This is a genomic window from Fodinibius salipaludis (assembly GCF_002287075.1).
Lineage (GTDB): Bacteria > Bacteroidota > Rhodothermia > Balneolales > Balneolaceae > Fodinibius > Fodinibius salipaludis.
Genome location: NZ_NSKE01000010.1, coordinates 39,975 through 61,226 on the forward strand (window position 1 = coordinate 39,975; position 21,252 = coordinate 61,226).

Annotated in this window: 14 protein-coding genes; 1 reads left to right on the top strand and 13 read right to left on the bottom strand. The window is 40.4% G+C overall.

The window, feature by feature from the left end; translation table 11 throughout:
- Positions 1–16 precede the first annotated feature (16 nt).
- The 3 genes from CK503_RS13135 to CK503_RS13145 all read right to left on the bottom strand — a co-directional run bounded on the left by CK503_RS13135 (position 17) and on the right by CK503_RS13145 (position 5,226).
- Positions 17–3,379, bottom strand: a complete 3,363-nt coding sequence (locus tag CK503_RS13135) for a SusC/RagA family TonB-linked outer membrane protein (protein ID WP_176466315.1) — start codon at positions 3,377–3,379, stop codon at positions 17–19.
- A 44-nt stretch (positions 3,380–3,423) separates the two neighbouring features.
- Positions 3,424–4,488: a FecR family protein gene (locus CK503_RS13140; protein WP_095607292.1), complete on the bottom strand. Its 1,065-nt coding sequence runs from the start codon at positions 4,486–4,488 to the stop codon at positions 3,424–3,426.
- Between the two features lie 165 nt (positions 4,489–4,653).
- Positions 4,654–5,226 (bottom strand): RNA polymerase sigma factor, encoded by a 573-nt coding sequence (locus CK503_RS13145; protein ID WP_095607293.1) that lies wholly within the window; start codon positions 5,224–5,226, stop codon positions 4,654–4,656.
- A 378-nt stretch (positions 5,227–5,604) separates the two neighbouring features.
- Between CK503_RS13145 and CK503_RS13150 the strand changes: the two genes are divergently transcribed.
- Positions 5,605–7,965: a glycoside hydrolase family 3 N-terminal domain-containing protein gene (locus CK503_RS13150; RefSeq protein ID WP_095607294.1), complete on the top strand. Its 2,361-nt coding sequence runs from the start codon at positions 5,605–5,607 to the stop codon at positions 7,963–7,965.
- A gap of 86 nt (positions 7,966–8,051) precedes the next feature.
- Here CK503_RS13150 and folE2 read toward each other — a convergent pair whose 3' ends face one another.
- The 10 genes from folE2 to thiL form a co-directional block, all read right to left on the bottom strand.
- Positions 8,052–8,951 (bottom strand): GTP cyclohydrolase FolE2, encoded by a 900-nt coding sequence (gene folE2 / locus CK503_RS13155; RefSeq protein WP_095607295.1) that lies wholly within the window; start codon positions 8,949–8,951, stop codon positions 8,052–8,054.
- A 26-nt stretch (positions 8,952–8,977) separates the two neighbouring features.
- The gene (locus CK503_RS13160) at positions 8,978–9,430 is read right to left on the bottom strand and encodes a 6-pyruvoyl trahydropterin synthase family protein (RefSeq protein ID WP_095607296.1); all 453 of its coding nucleotides are present in this window, start codon (positions 9,428–9,430) and stop codon (positions 8,978–8,980) included.
- Positions 9,431–9,583: 153 nt separating this feature from the next.
- Positions 9,584–10,663 carry an ACR3 family arsenite efflux transporter gene (gene arsB / locus CK503_RS13165; RefSeq protein WP_095607297.1) on the bottom strand — a complete coding sequence of 360 codons (1,080 nt, stop codon included), beginning with the start codon at positions 10,661–10,663 and terminating at the stop codon, positions 9,584–9,586.
- Positions 10,664–10,694: 31 nt separating this feature from the next.
- Positions 10,695–11,291, bottom strand: a complete 597-nt coding sequence (locus CK503_RS13170; protein WP_095607298.1) for a low molecular weight phosphatase family protein — start codon at positions 11,289–11,291, stop codon at positions 10,695–10,697.
- Positions 11,292–11,597: 306 nt separating this feature from the next.
- Positions 11,598–12,503 (bottom strand): arsenite methyltransferase, encoded by a 906-nt coding sequence (locus CK503_RS13175; protein ID WP_095607299.1) that lies wholly within the window; start codon positions 12,501–12,503, stop codon positions 11,598–11,600.
- A 1-nt stretch (position 12,504) separates the two neighbouring features.
- Positions 12,505–12,840, bottom strand: a complete 336-nt coding sequence (locus CK503_RS13180) for an ArsR/SmtB family transcription factor (protein ID WP_095607300.1) — start codon at positions 12,838–12,840, stop codon at positions 12,505–12,507.
- 159 nt (positions 12,841–12,999) lie between these two features.
- On the bottom strand, positions 13,000–15,894 hold the full coding sequence (locus CK503_RS13185; RefSeq protein WP_095607301.1) for a TonB-dependent receptor: 2,895 nt from the start codon (positions 15,892–15,894) through the stop codon (positions 13,000–13,002).
- Positions 15,895–16,001: 107 nt separating this feature from the next.
- The gene (locus CK503_RS13190; protein WP_095607302.1) at positions 16,002–17,531 is read right to left on the bottom strand and encodes a beta-helix domain-containing protein; all 1,530 of its coding nucleotides are present in this window, start codon (positions 17,529–17,531) and stop codon (positions 16,002–16,004) included.
- Between the two features lie 401 nt (positions 17,532–17,932).
- Positions 17,933–19,990, bottom strand: a complete 2,058-nt coding sequence (gene ftsH, locus CK503_RS13195) for an ATP-dependent zinc metalloprotease FtsH (protein WP_095607303.1) — start codon at positions 19,988–19,990, stop codon at positions 17,933–17,935.
- A gap of 157 nt (positions 19,991–20,147) precedes the next feature.
- Entirely contained in the window at positions 20,148–21,185 is a 1,038-nt protein-coding gene (thiL, locus tag CK503_RS13200; protein WP_255233424.1) for a thiamine-phosphate kinase, read from the bottom strand.
- Positions 21,186–21,252: the final 67 nt, after the last annotated feature.

A 21,252-nucleotide genomic window follows, 5' to 3' on the forward strand; every position in this document is an offset into this window, starting at 1 on the left:
TATCGCTTTACCATCATTAAAACGATATCGATAGTCCCGTCATCACGCTTTTAGCTATGGGATACACCCCGCGATCGATACCAAGGCTCTGTACATTACCGCTACCCGCTACAGGATCAACTCCGGGATAATTAGTAAACGTAAAATAGTTATTAAGCATAGCATAAATCTTGGCTTTCCGAAGACCAATACTGCTCAACCACTCTGGATTTAACGAGTATCCCAGTTGAATTTGCTTTATTCTAACATACGAACCATCAAAAACCATCATGTCACTGTTGTATGCATAGACATTTTCGGTATCTGCCCGGAACCATGAATTCGTGCTGCCCTCTCCTGTCCAGCGATCTTCGAAGAAGAAAGCAGGCCGATTCGAAGTCCCTCGATCTACTCGGTTCCAGCCGAGCAACACATCGTTTCCGAAGTTCCCGGACACAAATACCCCAAGGTTTACATTTTTATATGAGAAGTTGAGATTGGCACCCGCAATAACATCAGGATGAGGACTGCCAATCTGTACCATATCCTCCGAGTTAATCAGGTTATCACCGTTTGAATTAACAACGATGGGATCTCCGGGTTCAGGACTGTAATTCGCACTCGAAATATTGTTTTCATTTAAGAAATTATCGATCTGCGCCTGGTTCTGGAAGATTCCATTCGTTTCATATCCACGGAAATACCAAATCGGCTTCCCCTTCTCAAAGTACGTGGCCGTCCATCCCGTACCAACATCCACGCCGGGAATGCGTTCGATAAGTGGATTCAGATATGTGACCTCATTATCATTGGTCGAGAGGGTCAAATTGATATCGTAGCTGAAATCATCTTTGAAATCAGAATAACCGAGCTCAAATTCAAATCCCTTGTTTGTAACATCACCCGCATTAACAAAGGCCGGATCGTTACCAACAGAAAGCGGAGGGGCGCCGGGCGTCAACAGATCTCTGGTTACCTTTTGGTAATAGTCTGCCCTAAAACTTAGACGATCATTCAATAGGCGAAGCTCAATACCAACATTTGTTTGCTCACTGGTCTCCCATTTTAATTCGGGATTGGCCAGGATATCAGGCTCTGCACCGGAATAATATCCACCGGAACCATTAGGATAACGAATACCGGTACTGGTTATCAGTCCGCGATATTGATCGGGAGATAAGCTTGATAGACTACCATTTTGTCCCCAGCTTGCTCGCAGTTTAGCATACGTAATAGCATTAAAGTCCCAGAAATCTTCTGATGACATCACCCATCCGACAGAAACCGACGGAAAGTTACCCCATTGATTTTCCTCGGCAAGTAGTGAAGTCCCATCGCGACGGAAGGCAAGTTCAAACAAATAACGTTCATCATATTTGTAATTCAACCGTGCATAATAAGAATGCTGGGTCTCAATGCTTTTATTCCCGCTAAGCATACCTTCAATCTCGGATCCACCGTGCTGGGCAAAACTGTCGCCCTCTTTAAACAGCGGGCCGGATAAAGTGGTGGTATACTTATGGGTAAACTTTTGAGCCGATAATCCACCCAAAATGGTGATGTCGTGATTCTCAATATTCATTTCGTAGCGACCAAAATTCTCCCACAACCAAGTGTACCATTTATCTTGATTATCCCGAACATTGGTGGAGGTATTAATCCACTCACTGGAAAACCAGTATTCGGGCGTCCACGTATGATACAACTGAGAAGCATAATCGATACCAATGCGCGAAGTAACTTCCAAATTGTCAAGAGGTTGTAATTTGGCATATAAGTTCCCCATCAACTTATCCTGATCCGTATCTCCCTTGGTCGTCTGTATATCGGCCAGAGGATTATGAATTTCGCCAAATACATTTGAGGACACTCCATAATAATGTCCTCCGTCATTTTGCACCGGTTTATTTCCAGCATCAATAGCATCAGTTATTATTGACGGAGGGTTGCCCTGATAAGTAACAGGAACGGTAGGATCAAACATCATAGCATTGGCAATTACTCCACCAAATACATTGTCCTCAGAAATTGTCTTACGCTTAAAATTAGTATATGACAGGTGATTACCGACTTCCAGCCAATCTTTCACTTGGTGGGTCGAATTCAACCGCGCACTAATTCGTTCAAAGTTAGCCTTGCTACCACCAGCAATTCCATTTTCATCCAAGAAAGAACCCGAAAGCACATAGGTTGAGTTTTCATTACCTCCACTAAAAGAGAGATAATGCTTTTGCATCTGGGCCGGATCAAATGTCTCATCCACCCAGTCGGTACTCACATCTGCAACCGAGGCCGATACGCTCTGCCCGGCTTCATCCATATACGTGAGATATTGGCTGGCATTCATAGGTTCGGTAATATCACCGGCACTTTGCACCCCAAACTGCATCTCATAATTAACTTCTGTTTCGCGTGAACTTCCTGATTTTGTTGTTATAAGAACAACACCATTGGCACCCTCAGCACCATAGATGGCTGCTGATGAGGCATCCTTCAGCACTTCCATCGACTCAATATCATTGGGGGACAGGTGATTGATATCTCCCGTACGCATACCGTCAACAATATAGAGCGGTTGTGAATTCTGATTAGAACCTGTTCCACGAATGCGTACCTGCATGCCTGCACCGGGCGCCCCAGACGTTGGCAGTACCGAGACCCCCGCTGTCTGTCCTTCTAAGGCTTCTTCGGCCCTGGTAATGGGAAGTTCACCAATCTCGTCGGCTTGCACAGAAGATATCGACCCTGTTACCAGACTACGCTGTTGCGTCCCATAACCAACCACAACAACCTCATCCGCAGAACCTATCACTTGTGTCTTTAGTTCGACGTTTATTTCTTCTCGTCCATTAACAGGTACTTCCTCAGTTTGAAAACCGATAAAAGAGAAGACTAATGTATCCTGAGGTTCTACCGATTTTAAGGTAAAACGTCCTTCGGCATTGGTAGAAGTACCACGAGTAGTTCCCTTAACAAGAATATTAACTCCCGGAAGAGGTTCACTTGTTTCCTGATCGGTTACTACCCCTGTTACCGTATTCGCCAGAATATCCAAAGGGGGCTTTTCTGCTTCAGAAATTACAAAAGTACGATTATCGATATAGGTATAATCCAAACCATGAGGTTCTAATAGCTTTTTTATTTTCTCTCTTATTGTTCCATCCAGCTCTTTTGCAGAACTAAACTTGCCTTTTATAACACTGGATTCGTATAAAAACACAATATTGTAACCGGTTTCAATACGTTCCAATTTTTCCTCTAAACTTACCTTTTCATCAACCTCTTGTGTCTTTACAAGGTCTTGGTTAACAACATACTGGGTCGACTGTTCTGCCCACAGTGCATTGACACCAAATAAAAAGATGAACAAAACTAAGAAGGTGTATCTTTTAGTTTCCATATCATTTAGATTTTTCGTTATGTAATTATTCATGATCCAGTATCCTATGAATCATTTTTCCCGTTGATATAAACTGTCTGTTCCCGTTTTTCTATATCCACATCCAGCGTCTTAGCGATGCCTTCCAGGATAAAGCTCAAGTCTAAATTTTCAAATCTGCCCGTAAGCTTTTTATCTAAAAGCGCTTTGTTATTTACTACTATCTCTACGTCGTAGGTAAACTCTATTCTCTTAACTAACTCTGATAATGGCGTCTTATCTAAAACCAAGCTATCACTGGCCCAAGAGGTATATACTTCGGGATTTACTTGCTCTACTTTGATCTGATCAAGGCTTTGAGAAAATAAAGCCATTTGATTAGGCTCCATATCATACTGCAAGTTCTTCTTGCTCAGAGAATCCTGAACTTCTACCCGTACCTTTCCCTCTTTTAGTACGACCCTGCTTTGCCCTTCAGTAGTATTTACTGAAAACTCGGTTCCTAAAACAGAAACATTACCATCAGGGGTATGCACAATAAAGGTTCTGGAATTATTTTTTGGCTTGCGAGTAATGCTAAAAAGCGCCTCTCCCTCTAACCAAACACGCATCGTATCTACACCTGTTGTTCTTTCAGGAACTCGCATCTGAGAGTTGGCATTCATAACAATCTCGGACCCATCAGAATAATGGACCATCGTTTTTTGTCCCGAAGTTGTTTCTATAAGTTGATAGTTAATCGAGGTGGCCCGGCTACTTTCTGTTCCGTCGTTCTGTTGTAAAAGTGTATGCCGGGCCAAAAATCCAACTAAAAGCAAAATACCCGCTGCTGCGGCCATAGTAGCCCAAACCATCTTCTTATGTTTTCTCTTTACTTCTTGTAGTGGTTTGTATCGGTGTTCCGAGTCGATACGCTCCATCAGTCGTTCCAATTCCAGATCCGAATCTGGCTTCGGGACGGTTTGTATGCCATTATTGAGCAATATTTGGGCTTTCTTCGCTAATTGTTTGTTCTTAGCACTTTGCTGCATCCAAGCAGTCCATTGCTCTTTTTCTTTCTCCGATGCATTTCCTTTCAGAAAGCGGATAAAAGAATCATCCTTTAACAATTCGGAGAGTGTTTCTGACATTGACTTATTTGCTTTATCTATTAGATTATCCTCGACTTCTACCCTAATAGAGTGGTCTCAATCTATTTTCTACTCAATTTTTATTGTTTTTTCTCAAAAAAATATATTACTGCCCTAAGTTTATGGCATACAACAGTTTACATGATTTTTATAATGAGAAAAAAACTACTCATCCAGGAATATTCGTAAGTTTTCCAGGGCATCATGCACCAAATTATAGATACTTTGTGCGCGAATTTGTAGAATATCAGCAAGCTCTTTTGTAGATAGGCCTTCAAAATATTTTAAGTAAATCACTTCTCGCTGACGTGGAGTAAGTTCTGTAACAGCCTCTTTCAAATCTTCATTTTCCTCTTCCTGCAAATCCAAAGCATGCTGCCAGACTTGATAGTTCAGCAATGCATCAAACTCTTCTGAAAAATATTTTTTATTCACATCCTCCCTTCTTTTCATCTTTTTCTTTTTCTGAAAAAGTTGTCGGCGAAGGGATATAAAAAGATAAGCTTCAACAGAATCCGGTTGGTCAATATTTTTGCGGTATTTCCAAAGATTATAAAAGACCTCCTGAATTGAATCACGAACCAAATCGGTATTGGGAGTTAAACGATAACCGTAGCTGTAAAGAGCGTCGAAATAGTCATCAAAAAGAGCTGCCAACGCTTTTTTATTTCCTTGACAAAGCTTTTTCCATAACTCCTCCGGACTTAAATTATCGTAATCAATCTGATTTGCGCTCATTAACCTGTATGGATAATATTCAACATTTCATGCATAAAAATACAATATTAAAGATAAAAAACTCTTTTTATATAGCGATTCGTTTTATCCTGATTACCAAAAACATAAACTTTTAAGAATAACCCATTCTGATTATCATTTAACCTTAATCAAACCTCAGTTATAACCTGACCTGATAATTTCTCGATTCTTATCAAAAATGGTTTAAAAACATATAAGAGTCCAAGAACTTTGCAAGTTTTACTCCTCTCTTGATAGTTTTAAAATCTTGTTGTAGCTTCAAAGCGTTCCGTCGTTCTGAAATTTCAATTGCTTCTGTTACAAGTACTAATCAGAGGCATATTATATATAATTTTTAAATTTCAGAATACGACGTCTATGGATTTTCAATCATTTCTTTTTATTCGCCTGTTAAAAAAGGGACTTTTTCTTCTATTTATCCCATTCTTAAGCTTCTTACTATTTTTGGGAAGTTTTGGTATTGCCTCAGGGCAAACTTATCTCGACCCAGAAAGCCCTATAAAGGAACGTGTAGATGATCTACTCGCTCGCATGACTATTGAAGAGAAGGTAGGTCAAATGACCCAGCTCAACATCACACTTATTAATGAAACCGGCGATCAGAGTGATGTGAACTTAGTTCCTGAAAAAGCTAAAGAGCTATTAACCAATCATCATATTGGCTCCTTCCTCAATGGTGAAGCTGTACCACCGGAGCAATGGCTTAAATATACGCAGGAACTCCAAAAAATAGCGGTGGAAGAAACAAGGTTGGGCATTCCCATTATTTATGGTATCGACCACATACACGGAGCCAGCTATATACAAAACAGTACAATTTTTCCACATAATATAAATATTGGAGCTACTTTTAATACCGAAAACTCATTCCAAAACGGTCGTATTACAGCTCTTGAATCTGCTCCGTTGGGACATACCTGGAACTTTTCCCCGGTATTAGATCTCGGACAAAATCCATACTGGCCCAGACAATACGAAACATTTGGCGAAGATCCCTACTTGGCTTCTGAACTTGGAACAGCCTATGTGGATGGATATCAACAGGAACCTGGGGATATTGCCCCTTATGGACTTGCTGCAACTGCCAAGCATTTCCTTGGATATTCTGTCCCCCGATCGGGCTGGGATCGTACCCCGGTAGATCTTTCCATGCAGACCATCCATGAATTCCATCGACCGTCTTTTCAAGCGGCCATCGATGCAGGAATTAAAACAATAATGGTTAACAGTTCAGAAATAAATGGGATACCAGTCCACAACTCTAAACAACTCCTGAGTGATTTACTTCGAGAAGAAATGGGATTTGAAGGAATCGTATTAACTGACTGGGAAGATATCGGTAAACTTGTCAATTATCATAAAACAGCACGAAATTATGATGAAGCCACTTACCAGGCTGTTGAAGCGGGAATCGATATGAGCATGACTCCACAGTCGCTGGAATTCAATGAAAGCCTCTTAAAGTTGGTTAAGGATGGACGAATCAGTGAGGAACGCCTGGATGAATCCGTCCGCCGTATCCTAAAACTTAAATTTGAGTTGGGATTATTTGAGCATCCGTACCCATCCGGTGAAGATTTGGATCAGATTGGAATTGATTCTCATAAGAAAAAAGCACTCCAGGCTGCCCGGGAATCAATGGTACTTCTCAAAAATGCTGATAATACCCTGCCCTTTTCAAAGGAATTGGATCAAATTTTAGTTGTCGGCCCTTCTGCCAAGAGCAAAAGGAATCTTTCCGGAGGGTGGACATTAGCATGGCAAGGCTCTTCGGAAGATCGTTACCCCGAATCAATGAAGACGATAAGTGAGGCTATTGCAGACAAGTTCTCTGACACCCAGGTTGTCAGCATTGATTCAATCGGGCCGGAAAACTCTGATCGTAGATCTCATTTTAATGAAGCCTTAAATAATTCCGATGCGGTTATCATTGCAGCCGGAGAAGAACCTTACACAGAATATGTGGGTAACATAACTAACCTTGAACTACCAGAAGATCAATTGGATTTAATTCGAGCTGTAAATCAGTCTGGCAAACCTACTGCTCTTGTATTGGTTGAGGGACGTCCCCGTGTTATTACTGATATTGTGGATGAAACGGAAGCCATTGTTTGGGCCGGACTACCCGGCTTTGAGGGTGCCGAAGCTATTGCTGATGTCATAAGCGGTGATTACAATCCCAGTGGCAAACTCCCCTTCTCGTATCCACAATTTACAGGTCATTTTGTGCCTTACAATCATAAATCAAGTGCTGTATATTATTTTGATCCCGATGTTGCCAATAACATCGAACAGGCTAATAAGACAACGGCCCAATGGAATTTTGGACACGGTCTTAGCTATACGGACTTTTCTTATGATGAGTTATCAATTAGCGACACCACCTTGACCGATAATCAACAAATAACAGCTACGACAACAGTAACTAATTCCGGAGATAGAGCCGGGACTGAAATAGTGCTCTGGTATATAACTGATGAAGTGGGTCGTATTACGAGACCAGTAAAAGAATTAGTCCATTTTAAACGAATACAGCTGGAACCCGGAGAGCAGCAACAAGTAACATTCAAAATCAATCCCAAGAATCATTTAGGATATCCCGATTTTGAAGGAAAAAATATTCTTGAGGAAGGATATTTTACTATCCACGTGGGCTCCCAAAATGCTCGCTTTTATTTACAAAGTGATTCGCCCACTATTAACTTGCAGTCAAAATAATCCTTCAATATCGGCAGTTTAAATTCAAAAAGCCCTGAACTTGATTAAAGTTCAGGGCTTTTGCTTTTTCCAATAATTATCGAGTTTTACCGCAAACCGTTCTTAACCCCTTTACAAATTCGGCTTACCGCATCATGGCTGTGAAGACTTTCCATATGCGTACAGCGAATTACAAAATCATGGATACGGCCCTCATCATTCAATTGCTCATATAACAATCGCGCAGCATCTTCCACAAATTTTTGATAAGCACCATTCATCTCTGCAAACGCCTGCTCATCTTCTCGCTTGACCATTACCTGCGTTTCCGTCATAAGTGCTTCCCGGCAATGGTTTACTAAATCTTCGACAAAGATTTCTTCATTAAGCTCAACGGTTAAGTTCGCAATACTACGTTGACTATGGGGAATACTTGCAACTTCCCTCGTTTCACGCGCATGCTCTGATAATTCATAAGAGCACGGACACGCACTGCTGTATTCAAAATCCAGATGCATGAACTTGCGAAATTGTCCATCCGCATCCATCGTACCTTCAATAGAAACTGTGTAATATTGATAGCCTTCCAATCCCGACCGTAAACTTTCTTGCTTAATCGGATAATTAAATGAAAGTCGCAGATATGCCGTTTGCGTATTAAGCTCCTCTCGATAGGTTTTTAATATTTCTTCTAATTTATCGGGATGGAAAACGTCATCCTCAAAATTATAAAAGGATCGCATAATACGACTCATGTTGATCCCTTTCTTCCCGGCTTCCAGTCCCACATAACCATCTACTGAAGTTTCCAGTGTAAGCAGTTCTCCATCGGGACGAGGATACTTCAGGGGCAGTTTAAAGTTTGATATTCCAACCTGCTGGATAGGTACATCAGCCCCTTCAATTAATGAAGCCGGACCATTTTGCAAATCGGGTAAGCTGGCCTTGTAGTCGTCCGAAACGGTAAATGTGGGATCGTAATGTCGTTTCAATTTTGTAGAAATCATTCGTTAAAACTGCAATTTATTGGAAGTTAATCGAGCGTGGGTATCTCTTTTTCTAAGAGATATGGACAATATTTGGCCGAATTTCGTTCAGTTTCCTGAAGCTCAATCGAATACAAAAATCCTCGCTGGTTCGTAGCGTTACGAATAGGATCTTCGAGCTCCTTAAAAAAAGCCTGTACTAAATTTTCTGTTGATGGCATTATTCCATCCAAAAAAGGCACATCGAGATTTAGATTTTTATGATCACATTTCTCAACGATACGCGACTCTATTATTGTCTTTAGCTCCGATAAATCAATAACATAACCGGTTTCCGGATTCTGTTTACCGGCTACCGTTACTTTCAACACGTAATTATGCCCATGCCAGTTTTCGTGGTTACATTTCCCAAAGATTTGCTTATTCCATTTATCAGATTTCTCAGGATTATGCAAACGATGGGCAGCGTTAAAATGAGCTCGCCTTGTGACAAAAACCAAATCAGTAGGGTTTATGATTTATCGAATTCAAATATTGACCTTTTATAACGCTGATTAAATATAGAGGGTTCCAAAATCATAACCCGAAGTTATCAGCTTCTGCCATTATTATCAAATTACGGCTACTCTTGAATTTCTTATGCTAACTGTACGTTATTCCCCTTTTTGTAATCCTATATTAGGATTAGATTTATAGTATTTATCTTTCAGCCAAAAAGCTACATTTACCAAAAGAATCAATGCCGGAACCTCAATAAGTGGACCAACAACTCCCGCAAATGCTTGTCCGCTGTTAAGTCCAAACACTGCAATGGCAACGGCAATAGCGAGCTCAAAGTTATTACCAGCAGCAGTAAACGAAATGGAAGCATTTTTGTCGTATTCAGCTCCCATCATTTTGCTCACAGCAAAACCGATAAAAAACATAACTACAAAATAGATTAACAACGGTACGGCAATGCGAACAACATCCAGCGGAATTTGAACAATGAGTTCTCCCTTAAGACTGAACATCACCACAATGGTAAACAGCAATGCAATAAGGGTTATTGGTGAAATAGCCGGTAAAAATTTCTCCTCATACCATTCCTTACTTTTTAAACGGATTAATCCAAAACGACTGAGCATTCCGGCTAAAAATGGAATACCCAGGTAAATAGCCACACTTTCGGCTACGGTATAAATGGAGATATCAACAATGGCTCCCTCAAATCCAAAGAGCGGGGGGAGCTTAGTAATAAAGATCCAGGCATAAAAGCTATAGGCAAACACTTGGAAAACGCTGTTAAGCGCTACCAGTCCGGCACCGTACTCACTACTCCCCTCAGCCAAATCGTTCCAGACCAACACCATGGCAATACATCTGGCCAATCCGATGAGAATTAATCCCACCATATATTCAGGATAATCCTGCAAAAAGATAACAGCCAGCGCAAACATCAATACCGGTCCAATAATCCAGTTAAGCACCAGCGAAATACTTAGTACTTTTACATCCCTAAAAACCTTTGGAAGCAGTTTATAATCTACTTTAGCCAGCGGAGGATACATCATTAAAATCAGCCCAATAGCAATGGGAATATTGGTAGATCCACTACTGAATGAATTAATGAACTCGGATGTAGATGGAATAAAATAACTGATAGCCACTCCAATAGTCATAGCTACAAAAATCCACAGTGTTAAGTAGCGATCAAGGAAACTCATCTTTTTCGTTGGTGCGGGTGTACTCATTTTATTCTTTTAATAAGACTTGTTGTGAAATTTATACTTGGGACATCAGATAATACATCTCAGTAGCAATTTGTCGGCATCGCTCGTCATACGTCGCTTTTTCCTGAGGCGTACCATCTGATTCTTTGGAATCAACATAAGGAATAGAAAATCGTTTTTCGGCCCCGGGAACCACCGGACAGTTTTCATCAGCATCGGAACAGGTCATAATAGCTGCAAAGTCTTTCTGCGGATTATAGGTGTCATCGAATGTTTTAGAAAAGCAGATCAACGGTTTTTCATTCTCATCAAAAAATATTTTGTAGCGAGGATTATTTCCGTCAGGTTTTTCTACCACAAACCCTGCTCGTTTTATAGCCGCAACAGCCCGTGAATTAAAAGCCGTGGCTTCTGTACCCCCGGAATACGTCTCTAAATTAGCTACTCCCAGGTATTCAGCCATTACTTTCGCCCAAATTTGGCAGAGATGACTTCGTCGGCTGTTATGCGTACATATGAAGGTAAGCTTTGCCTCCCCTTTTTCTCTGATATAATTAGCTATGTTATTTAGCTGATCTATACGACCTTCAGAAATTTCTGCTGGTGTCCTTTTAACATTTTGGATGTATGAACTTAGTTCGGAATACATATTAGTAATTATTATTCGTCTCATCGCTAATCATCAGGATGAGATATTTTCTATCTGGTTGCAATGCTCAACGTTGCAATCCGTATTTTCTTCGTTCCGACGCGGAGCATCGGAACGAGATTAATCAACCTCCATAAATTCCTCTTCTCCCGCCGAATCGATCGGGGCACAAAGAAAATCAGGATACATCTAAAATATATTATTGTGGAGCCCCCTCGTGGTATGTCTCAAAGTGTTTTTAACAAATTGGATTGCAGTAAAGTATGGGCATACTTTACTGCAATTTGGAAAAATCCTTATTGGCTTTCAACAGCACCCTGATCCCGGTGTACATGCAGGCCCTTCATCAATCATTTCAATTTCCTGCTCATCAATATTGCTATCGGATTCATTACCAGGCTTTTGGGCAAAAACCGTAATACTGTAAATACCGGTATCCCCATTTTTAAATGCATCTATTTCCTCTTCTGATAAATATTTAGCCAAAATGTCGTCGGGAATGGTGATCGTCTTTTCTTTTTGGATGGTGATATTCTCAAATCCAAGTTCTGTAATATGTCCCATATATTTCTCTTTCTGGATAGCTCCCGCCACACATCCCGCATACATTTCAGCATCTTTGTGCAGGGCATCAGGAAGATCACCTACCAGCACAATATCCGAAATACTAAAATGCCCACCAGGTTTTAGCGTGCGAAAAATTTCAGAAAAGACTTTAGGTTTATCGGGCACAAGATTGAGGACACAATTACTGACAATTACATCGGCCATGTCATCCGAAACGGGCATGTCTTCAATATCCCCATACCGAAATTCGACGTTATTAAAGCCAAGTTTATCGGCATTTTTACGGGCTTTGGCAATCATCGGCTGGGCAAAATCAATGCCGATCACCTTCCCTTCTTTTCCTGTTTCGTGTCGGGCTACAAAACAATCGTTACCGGCTCCCGATCCAAGATCAATAACTGTGTCTCCTTTTTTTATTTTAGCAAACTGGGTAGGCAGACCGCATCCAAGTCCCAGATCGGCATCGGAATTATAGCCTTCGACTTCGCTATAATCATCAGTCATGATGTTGTATACTTCATCAGAACTTTCCCCTGCTCCGCAACAAGAACTGGCGTTGTATTCTGATGATTGTTCGCTAATTTGGCTATACTTTTCTTTGACTGTTTGTTTTAGTTCTTCAGCAGTTTTTTCTTTTGTACTCATATCAGCAGCAATTTCCTTGGGTTGCAGTTGTAAGATTTGTTAAAAGAGGTGTTAAAAGTTCTTCCATCTCTGCTATGCCCTCTTCATCAAGACAGTAGCAAGTCCGTACGCCATCAATTTCTCCTTTAATGATGCCGGCCTTTTTAAGTGCCTTCAAATGTTGCGACACCGTAGATTGGGCCAGTGGCAACTCATTGGTAATATCTCCACAAATACAGGTTTCACGCTCTGCGAGCAATTCAATAATAGCAACACGTGCCGGGTGTCCAAGTGCTTTCATCAGCTCGGCGGTGCGTTTTTGGGATGTATTAAATAATTTTGCTTTGGTAATTGCCATATCATTATCGCTTATCGTAAATTTACGATTAAATTACGTTTTTTGTACTAATATTTCAAAGATAATTTTGCTCAAAAATAAAAAGGAGGCCCCGAATCAACGGAACCTCCCTGTGATCAGCACACCTCACATATAGCATGTGAGATATTCTTAAAAGTATCAGAATGAATATTTAAAGCCGACACTATAGGTTCTTGCAGGACTATAGGCCTCATAAATTTTATCTACCGTGTTATATCCGTCATAAAATTCCTCTCTCCGATCATTCAGGATATTAGAAACATTTACACTCAGTGAATACTGGTTTCTAGGACCAAAAGCCTTATTCAAATTGAACTTGAGGTTATGGAAGGGTTCTGAATAAACATCCGGGTATGTTCCCCCTCCCACCAATACCAGTGTTTCTCCTTTTAGATTATAGAATAGTCCGGCATCCATATTTAGATCAGCATTATCATAGGTAAGACCTGCATTGATAATGTAGGGAGCCTGACCAGCCATTTGTCGCTGATCATCAATATCTTGTCCTTCTTTTTCCCTATTCTTACGAGCATTGTATTCCTCATCGGTCATATCAATTAAGGACTTCACAAGCGTTACATTCGTACTAAATCCAAAATTGGTTAACGATTCTGATAGGAAGTTAAATGACTTCCGGAACTCAAATTCAGCCCCATATACTTCCCCATTTCCAACATTCCGCGGCTGAAACTCACTGGAGGTAGCAGAAGCTCGAAGTCTGACAAGTTCAATGGGATCGTCAAATGTTTTATAAAATCCACTAACTGATATCAACTGATTGCCACTTAAAAATGATTCAAAGCGAAGGTCAAAATTATTTATTCGGGTCTCATGCAAATTACCATCCCAACTACCTATAGGGTATAACCCCCCATTAAAAATCCGGTTTGATATCGGATCCAATATCTGAGCAAATGACATCTCTTTAAATGAAGGGCGTGCAATGGTTTTTGAGTACGAGAACCTCAGATTCATGCGATCTGTGATATTATAAATCACATTTGCAGAAGGGAAGAAGTCAAAAGCATCAAGTACTTTTTCATCATCAAAATTAATACCTGCTTCCGTAGCGCCCTGTGCATATGAAATATCCCGGCCCGTGTGACGCAATACATAGTTTTCGACTCTCAGACCAATATTTGTTCTTACATTTGGAATCAGACTAAACTGATTGGATACATAAACAGCCGTATTTGAGGAATTGGAATTGTAGGCATTCGGGTTGGGATCTGGATTCCCTGATTGATAATAGATCGTGCCTCCATTACCATATATATGATCATCTATCAGAATCTCGGAAGGATTGCCCTGCCAGTCAAACTGATTGCCAAAGAAAGAAGCTGTATATGATAAAATATCATAATCACGCTGTTTATACACATGGCTTCCTCCGAATTTTACTGTGGCGGGATTATCAAACAGTTCATAATCACCGGAAATATTAACCCGACCTACCAAATTAACCTCATCCATATAGCGCCAGGTTCTACTTGGAAATCCTCCGGCTCCTGCATTAAATGTATAGTCGCCATTAGATTTAATTGTATACGTTGTTTTTCTCAAATCGGGATCATTCATAGTTGAAAAAGTGGGAGAAAGCCTCCAATCTATTTCCCAATTTGCATTATCAAAATAGTGCGTACCATTCAGCAAAAAGTTTGTAATACTGCGTTCACTGTATTCCAAATTATAAGATTCACCAATATAACCTGACTGTCCCGGAGCACTTTCACTGTTGTCAACCAAAAAATTAGCAGATCTGCTTTCGCCGTTTTGCAAATGCATACCGGTAAGCTTGAATTTTGATTGCCCGGCTTTATAGGCTATTCCAGCTAATCCACCTAAAAACACATTGTTTTCTGCTACCGTACCATTTTGGGTAGTAGAGCGGACTAAATCAAAGTTCTCTGCATTTAAGGCATTTTGCCACTCACCGTATACGTAATTGTTATAGTACTTTGTTTTGTTGCTGTATTTTCCGGATACAATATATCCGAGGGCTTTGTCATCCCCTACCTTGTATTGATCGCCCAGGGTAAGTCCGAGGCTATAATCCATGTTATTTGTTTTCTGTTTTGGACCAAGCGTTGGATTGAAGCTGTTAACAAACTCATATACGCTATTATCTGATGTACCGCTCAGAGGAGACGGGATGCTCTCCCCTTTTGCTTCATTCGGTAATTCTCGAGCCCCGTTATCAAAACCGAGAAAATCAGTATCACTTCCCTCATATGTCAAATAGTTGCTGTTGAAGTGCATCTGAGGGTTATAAGTGAAACTTGTAGAGATATCAAATATCGGGCGCTCAGGGAAATCAATCGTTTCAATATTAACAATACCTCCCGTAAAATCTGCGGGTAATTCTGCAGAAGCTGTTTTGTTTATCACCATATTTTCAATCAGATTGGAAGGGAAAATATCAACCTGCAAACTATTTCGGTTGGGATCCAAACTTGGGATCTCAACTGAATTCAGCATGGTATTGGTATATCGGTCTCCCAGACCGCGAACGTACACATATTTGCCGCCTTCTACCGATACCCCTGTCACTTTCTTTAGCGCTTGAGCTGCATCAGATACTCCTATTTTATCAAATTTTTCGGACGAAATTCCATCTAACATCTGGGGCGATGTTCTCTTCATAGTCAGCATGGCCGCCTCAGAGTTTCTTACCGCGCCTGCCGTGACTACAACTTCTTCCATCTTGGCTGTAGCTGTTGAAAGGGCAATATTATCTAAAACCGTAATATCACCGGCTTTAACTTCAATACCTTCAATTTTCTTGTTTTGATAAGAGACATATGAGAGACGAAGACTGTATGTGCCTTCGGGTACTTTCAGGCTAAATGTTCCATCAACATCGGTACTTGCCCCGTCTGATGTACCAACAACCAAAACGTTTACTCCAATAAGTGGTTCCCCGCTTGAGGCATCAATAACCTTACCTCGAATGGTTCCTACCTGACTTTGACCATAAACCATATGGGCAAAACCAAAAATCAAAATTAAAGATATGTATTTAGCTAATTTCATAATATGACTGATCACAAATTATATACCGATTACTAAGAAGTGCTGTTTAAAAAAATGACTTGCCCTCAATTGAGAGGACAAGTCGAATCGAAATGTATTGCTGTTAATTAGAGTCCAACATTTGAGAGCGCGCCTGCTTGGCTGGCCCATGTCCAACCGAATACAGACGTATCAGCTCCTGTACCGCTTTGAGCATCAGCGACTTCTTCAACCTCACCGTCGTCAACCAAAGATTGGGGGAAGTAGTCTGCAAGTGCCGTACCAGAAGGCAGAACAGCATCAATTGATGTTATTGTGTAGCCTTTAGTATTGTCGGCATATTCTGAATAATCGCTTGAGAACATGTTGTCAGCGTTTCCACTATCATCAGTAGCTAAGCCAAAGAAGACCACATTGCTGATGTTAACATTAGTATTATCATCAACATCAATTAGCTCTGAGCCATTGGTCTCGACATATGCTGAGACATTCATAATCGTGTGTGCATTACCACTTACCGTAGCTGATGACCCTTCAGGACCGTCAAGCTCCATAGAAGAACCATCTGGGCTCATTGTAACAACATTGTCTACCGTTCCTTGCCAGTCTTGGTCGGTATCAAGAGCATCGTCTCCGTTATTCCAAACCAATACGTTGGATACGTTTACTGTACCACCAAACCATTCAACCCCATCATCTTGGTTGGCAACAATCTCAATGTTCTCGATTGTAGTACCGTTTCCAACTCCACCGAGAGACAAGCCGTTTATTTCGTTTCCTTGTCCAATATTTGTTCCACCGTGACGAATAGTTACATATGTTAAGGAACCAGAGCTATCACTGGGATCGTTACCACCGTACAAAGCAAGAGTCTCAGAAGTTGGAATACCTTCAATCTGAGCTTCTGTTTGGTCGTTACCATCATCACTGTACGAAATTGGAGCGTTCCCAAGCACGATCACACCGCCCCATAGACCGTTTTGCGTTTCATCTAAATTCGGGCTTCCGAAGTTACCGTTATCAACGTCTTCAGGAGTAATCTCATCTGCTACAGAAGTAAAGATTATGGGGGCCTGGGCAGTACCATTGGCATTCAATGTAGCATCTCGAGCAACGAGAAGCGTAGTAGCATTTGAACCACTTCCCGCTTCACCTTTTACGACTGCTCCGCCTTCGATGGTAAGAGTAACATCAGGCTCGACAATAATTCGCCCTCCGAGAATATATGTTTTACCATCCTCCCAAGTCGTATCTTCCGTAATGTTTTCGGTAATAGTAAATTCTTTCTGCTCCTCACCGACATTTATAACAGCCGTTGCCTTGGCAGTCAATCCATCTACGTCAGTTACCGTCAGTTCGACAGATCCAGCTCCAGTAGTATTACCCGTATAACTAACCACAATATCACCACTTGTAGCGCCCGATTCAGGCTCTGAAGAGATTGAAGCCTCACCATTAGCAGCCGATACACTTGCAGATTCGTATCCAGCATCTACAGAAATGCTGAATGTAAGATCAAGAGATTCTCCCACAAGTACATTTTGAGTTTCAGGGGCAGTTGCACTGGGGGGATTAGGATCATTTCCATTGTCATCATTACATGAAATAAATAAAGCCAACACTATTAAAAGGCTGACAGTATGTTTTAGTATCTTCATAATTAAGGTCTATAAGATTAGGTTTGATTACGGATTAATTTGAGATGGAGAACTTATAATGCTAAGATTAGCATTGATTAAAATCAGTATTACCAAACTATTATTTACGGCAATAATGAATTTTAGAAGGGATACTATCTGACCTGTCCAATAGGTATTTAGGAACTTCTTAATTGTATGATGAGAAAGGTCCATTCTAAGTATGCTGATTTTAATTTGAGTAGATCCTCAACTCCTATAATCAAGGATAGCATACTTAGATTGCATAACTGTTATGACACCGTTATGCCTCTATTATTTTAATTTTAATAGAATGTTAAGAACTCCTTTTACAGCACACAGGTCAATACTTTTAGATAAGAATTCAAAAAAATTAAATAAGCTGTTCTCTTTTGTACCACCTAATTATCACTGTTGTCAGGTAAATCAACAGATGAATCTTCAGTTTGATCTTTGTTGTCCTGGTCGGCCGGCTTCTCTCCATTTTTATCAGTTATACTTTTTTCATGCTTAAAGATACCTTCCGGATATTTTCCCTCCGGATGATCCCCAAGCAGCTCTTTGAGATCATTGTGGTCGAGCACTTCTTTATCCAACAATGTCTTAGCCATTTTTTCGAGTTTATCTTTGTGCTCCATCAATAAAGCTTTAGTACGCTCATAATTCTTTCGGATAATATCCTGAACAGCGGCGTCAATTCTCTGAGCTGTTTCTTCTGAATATTTTTTATTAAATCCGTAACTGTTTTCAGGGTTCTGGGAATCCTTTAGAGATAAATAGCCAAGTTCTTCACTCATACCGTATTCAGCCACCATCGCGAACCCCATATTGGTGATACGTTCGAGATCATTTTGAGCTCCAGTTGAAATACGTCCGAATATGATTTCTTCGGCAATTCTTCCGCCAAGTAATGCACAAATTTTATCATTTAATTCTTCAGTTGTCATTAGAAAACGATCTTCTAACGGGGTCTGAAGGGTATATCCCAATGCAGCCAGTCCTCGCGGAACAATACTCACTTTCAACACCGGATCAGTATGCTTAAGATACCAACCTACAATAGCATGTCCCGATTCGTGGTATGCTACAATCTCTCGTTCTTTGGGACTAATTAGCTTATTTTTCTTTTCCAATCCCGCAATTACGCGCTCAATAGAGTCCTGAAAATCTTCCATTTCAACGGCATTTTTACCACGCCGTGCAGCAATTAACGCGGCTTCGTTGCATAAATTAGCCAACTCAGCTCCCGCAAAACCGGGCGTCTGAGAAGCAAGTAATTTAAGATCAATGTCATCAGCAAGTTTTAATTTATCAGCATGTACTTTCAATACCTCCACTCGTCCGCGAAGGTCGGGCTTATCAATAAGAATCTGTCGATCAAAACGGCCTGGACGCAATAGCGCAGAATCTAAGACGTCAGGACGGTTAGTAGCTGCCATAATTATTACGCCTTTATCGGTATTAAAACCGTCCATCTCGCTTAGCAACTGATTCAATGTATTTTCGCGCTCATCATTCGATCCCATCTGCATACCCTTGCCACGGCTACGGCCTATAGCATCAATTTCATCAATGAAAATAATACAGGGAGCTTTTTCTTTGGCCTCTTTAAACAAATCACGCACCCGGGCAGCACCTACCCCTACAAACATTTCCACAAAATCAGACCCACTAAGGCTAAAGAATGGAACATCTGCTTCACCGGCAGTAGCTTTTGCTAAAAGCGTTTTACCCGTACCCGGCGGTCCAACTAATAACACTCCTTTCGGCAAAGTACCACCAAGCTTTGTAAACTTTTGAGGATTTTGTAAAAACTCTACCACCTCTTCGACTTCAGCTTTTGCTTCTTCAAGTCCCGCAACGTCTTTAAATGAAATCTGATTTTCAGCCTGTTTATCATACAGAGAGGCCTTATTTTTTCCAATACTCAAAACCTGCTGTCCGGGATTCATTCTTCGGAAAATATAAATCCAAAAAACGACAGCGAGCCCAATGGGAATAAGCCAGATAAGAATACCGCTAAACCAATCCTCTTCAATCTGTACCTCGTAGACCACATTATGTTCATCCAGTATCGGACGTATTTCATCACCCTCAAGCATAATACTTGTAAAACGATTGGCTTCCGGTGCTGATGAAAGATCCCATTGACTCTCCTCCTCCACTGGTGGAGTTATTATCCCATCTTTAACAGCTTTATCAGAGTATTCACCATTTATATACACTCCGTTCTTAATAGTGATCTGTTCTACATATCCTTTTTCAACATATTCTAAAAAAGTGCTATACTTTATTTTATTTCCCGCATCAGGATTCATGAAATAAAATTGTATTCCCAGTAACACCAATAACAAAATTACATAAATCCAGATAGGAAATTTGGGAGAGCTATCAGTCCCTTTTCCCGGAGCTTTATCCCCTCCCTTTTTATCTTTAGGTTGTTTCTTATTCTCAGACATGTATAAATACTAATTATCGTTCAATCAATAGGGTAATATACGGCAAATATTAATGCTCTGCGTATTTGCTTAGCTATTAGAAATTTAACGTTAAAATAGAAAAGCCGACCGATTTAAACGGTCGGCTCTGATAGTTATTTGATGAAATATTTAGTGATTAATCATCTTCAGGATCATCAAAGAGAATCATATCTCCTTCCGCCTGCTGCATTTTAACTCCTTCTTCTCGATCAATAATCTTACCAATCACAGCAAAGTCAGAAAATTCATCGGTTAATTTCTCTACATCATCTTCGGGCAAGGTAAACATTAATTCAAAATCCTCTCCGCCGTAAAGAGCATATTTATCTACATCTTCTTTCATCTCATCAGCTACATGTCGTGTTTTTAATGAGATAGGAATGGTGGCACCATAAATATGTGCTCCAACCTCCGAGGCATTGGCTAAATGTTTCAATTCACTCACTAAGCCCTGAGTAATATCAATCATCGAAGTGGGAATAATATTCAACTCATCCAGCTTATCAATTACGTCTTTACGGGCAATGGGTACCAGCTGACGTTTAACAACATATTCATATTCAGCAAGATCAGGCTCAAATGACTGCTGTTCTTCTTTTTCCTCCCAGTATTTTTTTTCTCTCATTAGAATTCTCAAACCTGCTATCGCGCCTCCTAAGTCACCCGTAACACATATGGCATCATTTTTCCGGGCACCTTTTCGGTAGGTTATCAGATCTTTTGTGACCGTACCATAACAACTTATACTGGCACTCAATATCTGATGCGAGGCTGTTAAATCACCGCCTACAATTTGAAATTTAAAATCTTTAGAAGCTGCTTCTATACCTTTATAAATCTCTTTCAGCATATCAACAGAAATTTTATTGGGAACCGCAAGATTTACCAATACAACCTCTGGATGTCCATTCATTGCATATACATCACTTACAGCTGCAACCGCAATTTTATATCCCAAATGATGCAATGGAAAATAGGTGAGATCAAAATCGACCCCTTCCATAAATGTTTCGGAAGTCAGTAATTGATAGCTGTCCCTATCCTCTAACACAGCTGTATCATCACCGGAACTTTGAAGAACGGATGATTTTTCAAAAGTAGCATGTTCCATCAACTCATCGATAAGTTGTGTACGGCCGATGGATTGAATTGAACGAAAAGAGTCTTTGTCCATAATATATAGATAAATAAAAAAGGCAGGTACACAATGGTGTACTTGCCTTTTTTAAGAAAAGTTAAAT